At 69.3% G+C, this 12,430-nt stretch carries 9 protein-coding genes; 4 read left to right on the top strand and 5 right to left on the bottom strand.

Annotated features, from left to right (window positions below; genetic code table 11):
* Positions 1–6 precede the first annotated feature (6 nt).
* Genes modA through OM513_RS06900 form a run of 4 tightly spaced genes read right to left on the bottom strand, consistent with a single transcriptional unit; the run spans position 7 to position 4,148 of the window.
* Entirely contained in the window at positions 7–774 is a 768-nt protein-coding gene (gene modA, locus OM513_RS06915) for a molybdate ABC transporter substrate-binding protein (protein ID WP_264943417.1), read from the bottom strand.
* 37 nt (positions 775–811) lie between these two features.
* Positions 812–2,704: a hypothetical protein gene (locus OM513_RS06910; protein ID WP_264943416.1), complete on the bottom strand. Its 1,893-nt coding sequence runs from the start codon at positions 2,702–2,704 to the stop codon at positions 812–814.
* Complete coding sequence (locus OM513_RS06905; RefSeq protein WP_264943415.1) at positions 2,701–3,432, bottom strand: PP2C family serine/threonine-protein phosphatase; 732 nt, start codon at positions 3,430–3,432, stop codon at positions 2,701–2,703. The genes OM513_RS06910 and OM513_RS06905 overlap by 4 nt, the downstream gene beginning before the upstream one ends.
* A 35-nt stretch (positions 3,433–3,467) precedes the next feature.
* On the bottom strand, positions 3,468–4,148 hold the full coding sequence (locus tag OM513_RS06900; protein ID WP_264943414.1) for a vWA domain-containing protein: 681 nt from the start codon (positions 4,146–4,148) through the stop codon (positions 3,468–3,470).
* Between the two features lie 207 nt (positions 4,149–4,355).
* On the opposite strand from OM513_RS06900, the gene OM513_RS06895 reads away from it, so the two are divergent.
* From OM513_RS06895 to OM513_RS06880, 4 genes are all read left to right on the top strand, one after another.
* The gene (locus OM513_RS06895; protein ID WP_264943413.1) at positions 4,356–5,423 is read left to right on the top strand and encodes a phytase; all 1,068 of its coding nucleotides are present in this window, start codon (positions 4,356–4,358) and stop codon (positions 5,421–5,423) included.
* 105 nt (positions 5,424–5,528) lie between these two features.
* Entirely contained in the window at positions 5,529–7,229 is a 1,701-nt protein-coding gene (locus OM513_RS06890) for an Hsp70 family protein (protein WP_264943412.1), read from the top strand.
* Positions 7,226–8,161 carry a hypothetical protein gene (locus OM513_RS06885; protein WP_264943411.1) on the top strand — a complete coding sequence of 312 codons (936 nt, stop codon included), beginning with the start codon at positions 7,226–7,228 and terminating at the stop codon, positions 8,159–8,161. The genes OM513_RS06890 and OM513_RS06885 overlap by 4 nt, the downstream gene beginning before the upstream one ends.
* The gene (locus OM513_RS06880) at positions 8,158–10,551 is read left to right on the top strand and encodes a hypothetical protein (RefSeq protein ID WP_264943410.1); all 2,394 of its coding nucleotides are present in this window, start codon (positions 8,158–8,160) and stop codon (positions 10,549–10,551) included. Before OM513_RS06885 ends, OM513_RS06880 begins: the two co-directional genes overlap by 4 nt.
* A 7-nt stretch (positions 10,552–10,558) precedes the next feature.
* On the opposite strand, the gene lepA is transcribed toward OM513_RS06880, so the two are convergent.
* Entirely contained in the window at positions 10,559–12,367 is a 1,809-nt protein-coding gene (gene lepA, locus OM513_RS06875) for a translation elongation factor 4 (RefSeq protein ID WP_264943409.1), read from the bottom strand.
* Positions 12,368–12,430 lie beyond the last annotated feature (63 nt).

Here is a 12,430-nt window from a genome sequence, read left to right as displayed (position 1 = left end):
CCGCCATCACCATGTCTGGAACCCGTGCCGGGCCAGCACCGCCTTGCCCTCCGCCGAGAGCAGGAAGCGGCGGAACGCCTCGGCCTTCGCGGGCTGCGGTCCCCGGTTCAGCCGGGCGATCGGGTAGCGGATCGGCGGGTGGCTGTCCGCCGGGAACACGCCCGCCACGCGCACCCGGGCGGATGCGCGCGCGTCGGTGGCGTAGACGACGCCATAGGCCGCCGCCCCGCGCTCGACCAGCGCCAGCGCCGCGCGGACATTCTCCGCCCGCACCACGCGCGGCGCCAGCGCGTTCCACAGCCCCAGCCGGGTCAGCGCCGCCTTGCCGTATCGGCCCGCGGGCACCGAATCCGGGTCTGCCATCGCCAGCCTGCCGTTGCCCAGCATCGCCGCCAGCGGGCTCCCCGGGCGCAGCGGCACCGGCCGGGCGTCGCCGCTGCGCGCGACCAGCACCAGCCGGTTGCCCGCCAGATCGGCGCGCGTCCCCGGCACCAGCCGGCCGCGCGCCTGGAGGAAATCCATCCACTCCCTGTCGGCCGAAACGAACAGATCGGCGGGCGCCCCCGCCGCCGCCTGCCGCGCCAGTGCCGAGGATGCGGCGAACGACAGCACCGGCCGGGCATTGCCCTTGCGCGCCCAAAGGTCCGCGGCCTCGTTCAGCGCCTCCTGCATGCTCGCGGCGGCCAGCACCAGCGGCCCGCGCTGCGGCTGCGGCGGCGCGGGCGCGGCGCCGAGCAGCAGCGCGGCAAGCAGCAGCAGGAACAGTCTGGCCATGGCCAATCCCTTGCCCGCTCCACGGCGGGCTGGCGAGTCAGTTCAGCTTGCCCAGCGCGGCGGGCGTGACCGGAGACGGCGGCGGCGCCTCCACCGCGGCCCAACCCTCCAGCTCGCGGCGGCGCTGGGCGAGGAGGTCGCTGCGGCAGGAGGCGGGATCGGCGGTCTCTGCGCAGCGCTGGCGCTCGCCCTCCCACATGCGCTGCATCTCGGCCAGATAGGCGCGGTCGTAGCGGCCCGCCTTGGCCATCAGCTCGCCATAGCGGGCATCGACATCGCGCTCGGCCTGGGTGGTCGCGGCGGCCTTCTGCGTGGCGCCTTCCTCCCCGGCGCGGGGGCGCAGCGCGTCCGCGAGCACGAAGCCGGTCGCCCCGTCGCGCTCGCGCATCACCCACAGCCAGGCGGGGCCGCCATCGCGGCTGCTGGAACCGGTGGCGACGACGGTATCGTGCAGGTCGAGCCGCTCGACCTCGGCATATTCCTCGCCCGGGCCAAGGCGCAGCGGCACCGTGAGCGCTCCCGCGGCGGGCAGCACGCGATAGCCGCGCGGGCTGGGAAAGGTCTCCAGCGCCGCCGGGGGACCAGGCGTCGCGGCGGAAACATCGCCGATCGCCGCGGCGCGCGCGCCCGCCGGCCCCAGCCCCGCAAGCAGCGGTCGCCACTGGTCCTGCGAGACGAACAGCGCCCCGGCCAGCCCCGCCAGCACGACCAGCCCCGCCCAGCGCCCGCCGTTCGACCGGTTGCGCGCCGCGTGAACGGGAACATAGGCCACCATCGCCCGCGACGGGCTGCGCGGCGGCAGTGCCGGAGGCACTCCGGGTGCCTTGCGCGCTGCCGGCAGGCGGCTGGGCGTCGCCTGGGGCTGTTGGGACGACGCCGCGCGCGGACGCTCCGTGCGCGGGCGCAGCGGGATGACCTTCGCCGCGCTGATCCGCGCCTCATGCCCGCAGAAGCCGCAGCCCGATCCGAAATGCGCATGCTCTTCCGGCTTCGCGGTGCAGGGCACCAGCTTTTCCATCAGCGCGTCCAGATGATCGCGCCACTCCTCCGCGCTCGGCCGGCGGTCGCCGGGCAGGAAGGCGCAATCGAACATCACGCGCGTACCGCGGCGGAACATGCGGTGGATGCTCGCCTGGCTGGGCGTCGCGCCCTCCAGCGGGGCCAGGCCATAGGCATAGACGCCCTGCAGGATGCGGGTCTGCAGATCGGTCGCCTGATCGCCGCTGCCCGATCCGCCCGAAAAGGGATGCACGCCGTTGTTGAGCAACTGGAAGATGATCACGGCGAGCGCGAACAGGTCCTGCTCGATGCCCAGCTCGCCCGGGGACCGCTGCCAGCTTTCGGGCGCGATATAGTCGTCGCTCACCTGCTCGGCGCCGATCCGCCCGCCGCGCCCCTGGATGCTGAAGCCGTCGGTATCGACCACCGCCATCCAGCTCACCGCCGGATAGAAGCGCAGATTGGCCGGCTTCATGTCGATCATGTGGTGGCCGGCGCGATGCAGCTCGGCGAACACCGACGCCAGGTTGCGCGCCACCAGCACGCGATAGCCGTAATATTCGGACAGCTTCTCCACGCGGCGGCTGCTCTTCTGGAGCAGGTTCACCAGGCTGGTGGAGCGCGCGAAATCAATCTCCGGCATCAGGAAGCCGACGAAGCGCCCGCTGCGATCGAACAGCTTCGCCTGGGGCCAGGCGATCTGGGGATAGGCGATGCCGCGATGCGTCGCCGGGGGCAGGTCCGGCGGGCTGGCGAGCATCGCGTCGACCTTCGCCTCATATTGGCGGGCGGCGGCGCCATGATAGATTTTGGCGGCCGCGCCGCGCATCTCGACGATCGAATAAACCTTGCCCGCGGCGCCTTCGCCCAGCAGCGGCCCCAGCGTAACCGGCCGCCGTTCGGCGCCGCGCCCCAGGAACAGCTCGGTCATCGCGCCTGCGCCCACACCAGCGTCTTGTCGTCGGCGGTGCGCTCGCGCGCGGCGATGCTGTCCAGCGTCGCGCGCAGCGCCAGTTCGCCCTCCTCCCGGCTGGCGTTCGCCAGGAAACGGCCGATCGGCTCGAAAAAGGGCATGTGTGGTTCCGGCCCATGCCCGTTCGTCTTGAAGCCCAGATCGGTCACGCCGTCGCTCATCACGAAGATCGTGTCATAACCCGGTTCGATCGGGCGGAAGCGCAGGTTCTCGCGCCAGTCCTGCTCGGTGAAGAAGAAGGTCGTGTCGGCATATTCGCCGTTGCTCGGCGGCGACAGCAGCCAGCGGCCGGCAGGCGCATCCAGCGCCAGCGCCGCGCCATCGCCGATGTGGAAGAACTGCCCGCCCTTGCCCGGCACCGCCACGGCGCCCACCAGCGTGGCGTGGAAGGCGTCGATGGTCAGGCCGCGCTCTGCGGCCAGCTCGCCCGCGGCGGCGCGCGCCGCCTCGATCCCCGCGGCCACGGCATCGGGCACGCCCGCCAGCGCTCCCGCCTTCAGCCTGCGCCCGGGAAACAGCCGCGCCAGCGCCTCGGCCACATGATCGCACAGGATCCGCGCCCCCTCCGCGCCGTGGCGGGCCGATCCGGCGCCGTCCGACACCACGGCGATCAGCACACCGCCGGGGGTCACATGGACGCGATGATGATCCTCGCAGGCGTCGGCCGCATGGCACGGCCCCGCCACGGAGGTTCCCGCAACACGCCACGCCCGGGCAGCCATTATCCGGCGCGTCCCGGCACCACCGCCCAATCGGACGGGGCCGCCATCTGGATGCTGTCGCTGGGCGCGGACTTGGATCCCGCGCGCGCGCTGCGGCTGAGCCACAGGAAGAACTCGCGGAATGCCAGCCCCTTCAGCGCCAGCGGCTGGCGCGGGCTGAAGCGGCCCAGCTTGGTCAGGTTCGCATCGCCCACGCCGACGCAGAACACGGTGGCGTGTCCCGATTCCTCGGCCTTGCGGCATTCGTCGGCCGCGGCTTCCCAATCGGGATCGGTCGGTTCGCCGTCGGTCAGGATGAACAGCCAGGGGCGGTTATAGGGGATGCCGTGATCGCGATAGCGCGCCTTCTCGGCCTCGATCTCGTCCAGCGCGCGGCGCACGCCGGTGCCCAGCGGGGTGGTGCCATTCGCCTCGATCTCGGGCGCCTCGAACTCGATCGCGTCGGTCCAGTCGCTGACGACCTCCACATCGTGCGGGGCGCCGACGCGCAGCACCAGGATGCGCACCCGCTGGCGGGCCACATCGTCGGCCTTCAGGTCCTGCTCCAGCAGGCGCAGGCCATCGTTCAACGCGCCGATGGCGTTGTTCTGCGCCATCGACGACGAACCGTCGAGGACGACCACGCAAGGCAGGCGCTGGCTGGTATTCTCAGCAAGCGCGACGTCGGGAATAAGGTTCACACGCCCCTCCACCCGGCAGGGCCCCCCGCCCAGCCAGCCGGGACTCAAGCCCGGCGGCACCCGGTATGAAGGAGTCGCCGTTTTCCCGCAAGGATTTGGCCATCAAATCGCGGCTCTGCGCGACACGCCGATGCAACACGACTGTCATGTTCCGCGGCCATCGGCGGCGGCCATGCCCGTTCCGGGCGGTTCAAGGGGATTCGAATGATGATGCGGCGTCCTATCGGCGGCACTGGCGGTGCCCTGCTCCTGTTCCTGACCGCCGCATGCGCGCCCGGGACGCCGCGCCCGGCCGCTATCCCGCCGGCGCCGACGGTGGAGGTTCCCGCCGCGGCGGAGACGGTGGCGGTCGCCACCACGGCCGCCGACGCCGCGGACGATCCCGCGATCTGGGGCCGCTCTGACGGCGCTTCCGCAAACTTCGGCGGACATGATGTTCCGGGCCTGATGCTCGGCACCGACAAGAAGGCCGGGCTCTACGTCTATGCGCTCGGCGGCGAATCGCTCCAGTTCCTGCCCGAAGGGCTGCTCAACAACGTCGATCTGCGCAGCGAGGGCGCGGGCTTCGTCGCGGGCGCTTCGGATCGCGGGCGGATGGGCGTGGCGCTCTACCGCTATGACGGGACCGGCGAGCTGAAGCCCGCGGGCTTCATCAAGTCCGACGTGGTCGAGCCCTATGGCTTCTGCATGGGCCGCGTGGACGGCACGCTGATCGCGGTGCTCGTCGCCAAGGACGGCGCGGTGCGCGAGTACACGCTCGACACCGCCGGCGCGGAGATCACCGGCACCGAACGCCGCCGCTATGCGGTAGGGTCGCAGTCCGAGGGATGCTCGGTCGATGACGCGACCGGCACGCTCTTCATCGGCGAGGAGCTGGTGGGCCTGTGGCGCTATCCGCTGGGCGCCGCGCCGGGCACGCGCACGCTGGTTTCCGGCGTGGCGGACGGGCGGCTGGTCCCCGATGTCGAGGGGGTGACGCTGATCCGCGACGCGGAGGGCACCTATGTCATCGTTTCCAGCCAGGGCGACAGCGCCTTCGCGGTGTGGGAGGTGAGCGGCGCGGCCGGGGCGGAACGCTATCTGGGCCGCTTCCGCGTGGCCGCCAACGGCGCCGTGGACGGCGTGAGCGGCACCGACGGCGTGGACGCCTGGACCGGCGCGATCGGCCCCTATGCCGCCGGGCTGGTGGCGATGCAGGACGATGTGAACGAAGGCGCCACCCAGAACTTCAAGCTGGTCGGCTGGGCCGAGGTGAAGGCCGCGCTGGTCAAGTAAGCCGCAGGCGATCCGGGGCGGAAAATCCCGCTCCGTCCCGGATGCAACCCGCTGGCGAATCGAAAGTACCTCGGTTAACCTTTGGCGTTTCCGGGGGAATTTCTTGTGATTATCGGCATCGATCTGGGCACGACCAACAGTGCGGCCGCCATCTGGCGCGACGGCGGGCCGGTACTCGTACCCAATTCGATCGGCGATCTGCTGACCCCTTCGGCGGTGAGCATCGGCGACAAGGGCGAGGTGTTCGTCGGCATGGCCGCGCGCGAGCGCCAGCCGACCCATCCGCGCCACACGGTCACCGCCTTCAAACGCTATATCGGCACCCAGCAGACGGTGGCGCTGGGCAAGCGCAGCTTCGATGCCGAGGAGCTGTCCGCGCTGGTGCTCAAGAGCCTGAAGGCCGATGCCGAGGCCTTCACCGGGGAGGAAGTGACCGGCGCCGTCATCACCGTTCCCGCCTATTTCAACGATCGCCAGCGCAAGGCCACGCGCCGCGCGGGCCAGCTCGCCGGGCTGAAGGTCGAGCGGCTGATCAACGAGCCGACCGCCGCCGCGCTCGCCTTCGGCATCCAGACGCGCGAGCAGGAGCCGTTCCTGGTCTTCGATCTGGGCGGCGGCACCTTCGACGTGTCGATCGTCGAGGTGTTCGAGGGCGTGGTGGAGGTCCGCGCATCGGCCGGCGACAACCGGCTGGGCGGCGAGGATTTCAACGCCCGCCTGATCGACATCGCCCGCCCCAAGCTGGATCCGGGCAAGGAGCTGGAGAAGGTCGATCCGGTCGTGCTGGTCGAGCTGCTCCGCGCCGCCGCCGAACGCGCGCGCCGCAAGCTGAGCGAGGCGGACGAGGCCGATTTCACCATCGTGTGGGACGGCAGGGAATACAGCACGACCGTCAGCTCGCTGGCGTTCGAGGATGGCTGTGCCCAGCTCCTCCAGCGGCTGCGCGATCCCGTGCTCCGCTCGCTGCGCGATTCGAACATCCGGGTGGAGGCGCTGAGCGAGATCGTGCTGGTGGGCGGCGCCACGCGCATGCCGATCGTGCGCCGCGCGATCACCCGCATGTTCGGCCGCTTCCCCAACGCTACCGTGCATCCCGATCACGCCGTGGCGCTGGGCGCAGCAGTGCAGGCCGGGCTGCTGGCGCGCGATTCGGCGCTGGAAGAGGTGCGGTTGACCGATGTCTGCCCCTTCACGCTGGGCGTGGACATGGCCGAGCCGGACGGGCGCGGCGGATACCGCAGCGGCATCTTCAGCCCGATCATCGATCGCAACACCGCGATCCCCACCAGCCGGGTGAACTATTACACCACGCTGTCGGACAACCAGCGCGAGCTGCGCTTCGGCATCTATCAGGGCGAGGCGCGCGAGGTTGCCGGGAACGTGAAGCTGGGCGAGCTGAAGGTGCCGATCCCGCCCAAGCCCGCCGGCCATGTGAGCGCCGAATGCCGCTTCAGCTATGATTCCAGCGGCCTGCTGGAGGTCGACGTGACGATCCCGGGGACGGAGATCACCCGCAACCTGGTGATCGTCGACGAGAGCGACTTCACCGCCGCCCAGATCGAGGAACGCCGCGCCGCGCTGGCCAAGCTGAAGCTGCACCCGCGCGACGAGGCGGAGAACGCCGCCGTGCTGGCCCGCGCCGCGCGCTGCTACGAAGGCTTCACCGGCATGCAGCGCGACATGATCGGCCAGGCGATCGGCGCGTTCGAAGGCGCGCTTTCCACACAGGACCCGCGCGTGATCCGCGAGGCCCGCGTCGCGCTGGTGGCCACGCTCGACCAGATCGAGGGCGAGCGCTTCCTGTGAACGGTGCCGACGCCTGGCACGAGCTGGGGATCGAGCCGACCAACGACCCGCGCGCGATCCGCGCCGCCTATTCGGCGAAGCTGAAGGCGATCGACGTCGATCGCGAGCCCGAGGCGTTCATCGCGCTACGCGAGGCGTTTGAATTCGTACAATCCTTTGTAAAATCTATAAATAGTACTCCAGGATCGACGAGGGAAGCGGCTCCCGATCCCCCGGAAGAACCTTCACGCGAAGCGGAGGAACCGTTTCGATCCGACTGGCCCGCGCAACCACCAATCGGCACCCAAGCGCATTATCACGCGCTTGAAGCACTGCTGACTGACTGGGCGGGTCAGGACCCCTGCCTTTCCGACGGTGAAAAGAGCGAAGCCTTGGCTCACTGGACGGCAATCGCGGCGGATCCGCACCTCCAGCAGATTAGCGCCCTGGACGAGCTGGAGCGCTGGGCAGCCTGGCTAATCAGCGCGACGCTTCCGCGGTCGAATGCCCTGGTCATGCCCGTGGTGAGCTTCTTCCGCTGGGAGCGCGCGATGGGCAGCATCTCCAGCGACCCCGGCGTCGAATATATCCTGCGGCACTACAAGGCGCTGCAGTTCCTGGACCAGGCACGGCTACCGACGCATTCGCATCATCCGGCGTGGGTAGAATTGCGCAGCAAGGCCTATCCCAAGTCGAACCGGGGCCGGGTCGATCCGCACACCGTCTACAACATCCTCACCACCGTCCGCTTCTGCTGTCCCGAAGTTGAGCGGCAGTTCGATCCCCTGCGGGTCGAGATGTGGAAGAACAATACTGCCGATCCAGCCTATCTGCGGACCGTTCAGCATGACTACGGGCCGGAACCCGGCGGATTGCCCCGCTGGGTGTCGTGGCTCATCCCCGCCTGGTTTCTGCTCGCAATAATCGCCGCATCATTTGGACATAGACCATGACTGGCGGCAGACATCCGCACCCGGCCTGGGCCGCGCTGGGGATCGAGCCGACCGAGGATGTGCGCGCGATCCGCGTCGCCTATTCGGCGAAGCTGAAGGCGATCGACGTCGATCGCGAGCCACAGGCGTTCATCGCGCTGCGCGAGGCGTTCGAGCAGGCCAAGTCGATGGCGCCCTGGGTCAACCATAACTGGGATGACGAGGACGAAGACGAAGACTGGGACGAGGAGGGAGACGAAACCGCCGAAGCCGCCGTGGAGGACGCCGCCGGAGCGGCGCGGCGCTATTCGGACTATATCGCCTCCAGCCATCCCGGCGTGCGCGCCGGCGCGGCAGCCGACGGCGCGGACGCCCCGGCGGAGACGGCAGCGGAGCCCGAGGGCGAACCCCCCGACGAAGCGCTGGCCTTTCGCGACATCGCGGGGCTGCTGCGCCCCGGCGGCGTGCCGCGGATGCGCCCGGTGGACGAGGCGGAGGAGCGCTGGCTGGGCGAACGCTTCGCCACCGGCCTGGGCGATCCGCGCATGGAGGAGCTGGGCTATCGCGCCCAGGCCGACCGCCGCTATGCCGAGCTGATCGCGGGCTGCTGGCCGGTATCGGAGCCGCTGCTGGGGCCGGCGATGCGCGCCTTCGCCTGGGGCGATCTGCCGCCGCAGCATCGTTCGCCCCAGGTCGCGTTCCTGCTGGAAAAGGTCGATGGCGATCGTTTCCTGAAGAGCGCGGCGGGCGAAGGCGCCGGGCCGGTCGCCGAATGGAGCATCCCGTCGGTGCCCGAGGCGCCGCTGGCCCCGCCGCTTGTGCCCAGCGAGGGCGAGGGCTTCGTCGAGGCGAGCGACTGGCGCGATCCGGCCCCCGCCCCCCCGGCATCGGACGCGCCGCTGCCCGAGACCGCCGAATGGGCCGAGGCCGAGCCGGCGGCCCCCGCGAGCGGCGAACCGCTGCCGGAGCCCCAGGCGTGGGACATGCCGCCCGCGCAGGAGGAACTACCGCCTCCCCCGCCTCCTCCGCCGCCGCCCTCCCCATGGCAATCGCCGACGCCCGAGCAGATCGAGGATCACGCCCGCGCGCTGGCGGCGCTGCTGTTCGCGCATCAGGGCGAGCATAACCGCTGGTCCACCGCGGAGGAGGACGCGGCGATGCTGGCGCACTGGCGGGCGATGATCGCCGATCCGCGCATGCACAACCTGACCTTCTACGCGGATTCGGAACGCTGGTTCAGCGAGGTGCTGGCCCAGAGCGCGCCCTTCTCCGACGCGCTGGTGATCCCCGCGGTCGAATATTTCGGCTGGACGCGCACCGACGGCACGATCGCCCAGACGCGCGCGATCGGCGAGGTAAGCGACCGGTACCGGATGCTGGCCTTCATGCGCGCCTGCCGCACGCCGGGAAGCGAGCATTACGACGCCTGGCAGGAGCTGATCACCCCGGCGGACGAAGGATCCAAGCGCGGGCGGATCAGCGTGGCCAAGGTCCACCGGCTGCTCCACCGCGTGCGCAGCGAGTACCCGGACCTGGAGGGCTGCTTCGATTCCTTCCGCGTCGGGCTGTGGAAGCCGTCCACGGATCAGGGGGCCGCATCACCGCCCCCGCAGGATCGGGGCGAGCCCGTGCCCGCCGAGGAATGGGTGATGCGCTTCGCCTGGCCGATCGCGATACTGGTGGTGATCTTCCTGGTCCGCGCGTTCGCCGGGATCGCCGATCCGCTTCCGTCCGGCAAATCCGGCACGGACGCGCCGCCGGTGGTTAGCTTGCCGATGCCCTCCTCCTCGGTCTCCAACCTTGACAGCGACGCGCAACAGGTGCTCACGCTGATGAGTACCGGCATGCCGGAATGGGCGGAGGTGAAGAAGCGCAACCCCAAGCTTGCCGGCGCGCTGAGCGCCAGTTGGGCCAGCGCCAAGGACCGCGGCAAGACGACTCTGGAGTGGTTCCGCATCGTCAGGGAACTGCTCAACCAGCGCTTTTCGGACGGGATCGTTCGCGCGCCCTATGCACTCGTCGCGGACTATCGTCGCGTGACTGCCGAAATCGCCCGCAGCCTGCGCGAGACCGATCCGGCGTGGTGCGACGCCTATTTCAACTCCGATGAACTTCCCTCCGCGGCAAGGCAGGTGGTCCGGGGTTTCGATTCCCGCTTAGACCCGATCTACACGCGCGTCGTGATGGAAACCGACGGCGATCCGCCGGAGAAGCGGGACACGAGCTACACGATATCGGGCGGCACCACCGAAAAGGCGGCGCGCCTGGCGGGCATGAGCCGGGAAGCGTTCCTGGAGGCGCTCAACGGCGAAGGCACGCCCGCCACGCGCTGCGACGCGCACATCGCACTGATCGATGCCGCGCTGGCCCTGCCGCCAAAGGAAGGGCTGAAGCTGCTGCGCGCGATGTGAGGGGGGATTATTCCTCCCCCATCCTCAATGCGGCGATGAAGGCTTCCTGGGGGATCTGGACGCTGCCGTATTCGCGCATCCGCTTCTTGCCTTCCTTCTGCTTTTCCAGAAGCTTGCGCTTGCGGGTTATGTCGCCGCCATAGCATTTGGCGGTAACATCCTTACGCAGCGCCGCGATCGTCTCGCGCGCGACCACCTTGCCGCCGATCGCCGCCTGGATCGGGATCTTGAACAGGTGGCGCGGGATCAGGTCCTTCAGCCGCTCGCACATGCCGCGCCCGCGCGATTCCGCGGTGGAGCGGTGGACGATCATGCTCAGCGCGTCGACCGGCTCGTTGTTCACCAGGATCGACATCTTCACCAGATCGCCGGCACGATGGCCGATCTGCTCGTAATCGAAGCTGGCATAGCCGCGGCTGATGCTCTTCAGCCGGTCGTAGAAATCGAACACCACCTCGTTGAGCGGCAGCTCATAGGTCACCTGGGCGCGGCCGCCGACATAGGTGAGATCCTTCTGGATGCCGCGGCGGTCCTGGCAGAGCTTCAGGATGGAGCCGAGATATTCGTCGGGCACATAGATCACGGCGCGGATCCACGGCTCCTCGATCTCGTCGATGCGGTTGGGATCGGGCATGTCGGCGGGGTTGTGGAGCTCCAGCTCCTGCCCTTCCGCCTCGCCCGCCGCCTTGGTGAGCTTGAGCTTGTAGACCACCGACGGCGCCGTGGTGATCAGGTCCAGGTCATATTCGCGCGTCAGCCGCTCCTGGATGATCTCCAGGTGAAGCAGCCCCAGGAATCCGCAGCGAAAGCCGAAGCCCAGCGCCGCGCTCGTCTCCATCTCGAAGCTGAACGATGCGTCGTTCAGCCGCAGCTTGTGGATGCTCTCGCGCAGCTTCTCGAAGTCATTGGCGTCCACCGGAAACAGTCCGCAGAAGACCACCGGCTGCACTTCCTTAAAGCCCGGCAGCGCTTCAGCCGCGGGCTTCTTCGCGTCGGTCAGCGTGTCGCCGACGCGGGCCTGGGCCACTTCCTTGATCTGCGCGGTGATGAAGCCGATCTCGCCGGGGCCGAGCTCCGGCAGATTCTCGATCTTGGGCCGGAAGCAGCCGACGCGATCGATCAGGTGCGTCGTGCCGGTCTGCATGAACTTCACCTGCGCGCCCTTGCGGATCACGCCGTCCATCACGCGCACCAGGATGACGACGCCCAGATAGGGGTCGTACCAGCTATCGACCAGCATCGCCTTCAGCGGCGCATCGGCATCGCCCTTGGGCGCGGGAATGCGCTCGACGATGGCGTCCAGGATCTCGTCGATGCCGATGCCCGTCTTGGCGCTGGCCAGCACCGCGTTGGAGGCATCCAGGCCGATGATCTCCTCGATCTCCGCCTTCACCTTCTCGGGCTCGGCGGAGGGCAGATCGATCTTGTTGATCACGGGCACGATCTCGTGATCATGCTCGATCGACTGATAGACGTTGGCGAGCGTCTGCGCCTCCACGCCCTGGGCGGCGTCGACCACCAGCAGCGCGCCCTCGCACGCGGCCAGGCTGCGGCTCACCTCATAGGCGAAGTCGACGTGGCCGGGCGTGTCCATCAGATTGAGGACATGGCCCTTCCACTCCAGGCGCACGGTCTGCGCCTTGATGGTGATGCCGCGTTCCTTCTCGATATCCATATTGTCGAGCACCTGGGCCGACATCTCGCGCTCAGAGAGGCCGCCGGTGCGCTGGATCAGGCGATCGGCGAGCGTCGACTTGCCATGGTCGATATGCGCGATGATCGAAAAGTTGCGGATCTTGGAAAGGTCGGTGGACATGGTGGCGGGGCGTTAGCACCGGGCGCGGGCGATGCGAAGGGGGTAGCGGCGCGGCGCAAGGGA

Origin of the sequence: Sphingomonas canadensis (assembly GCF_026013525.1) — a bacterium.
In the GTDB taxonomy this organism is placed as follows: Bacteria; Pseudomonadota; Alphaproteobacteria; order Sphingomonadales; family Sphingomonadaceae; genus Sphingomonas; species Sphingomonas canadensis.
Note: the sequence above shows the minus strand (reverse complement) of the source record. Positions and strands in the feature narration are given on the sequence as shown.

Coding starts and splice junctions, on each gene's coding strand:
- modA (WP_264943417.1), bottom strand. CDS start 774: ATGGCCAGACTGTTCCTGCTGCTGCTTGCCGCGCTGCTGCTCGGCGCC.
- OM513_RS06910 (WP_264943416.1), bottom strand. CDS start 2,704: ATGACCGAGCTGTTCCTGGGGCGCGGCGCCGAACGGCGGCCGGTTACG.
- OM513_RS06895 (WP_264943413.1), top strand. CDS start 4,356: ATGATGCGGCGTCCTATCGGCGGCACTGGCGGTGCCCTGCTCCTGTTC.
- OM513_RS06880 (WP_264943410.1), top strand. CDS start 8,158: ATGACTGGCGGCAGACATCCGCACCCGGCCTGGGCCGCGCTGGGGATC.
- lepA (WP_264943409.1), bottom strand. CDS start 12,367: ATGTCCACCGACCTTTCCAAGATCCGCAACTTTTCGATCATCGCGCAT.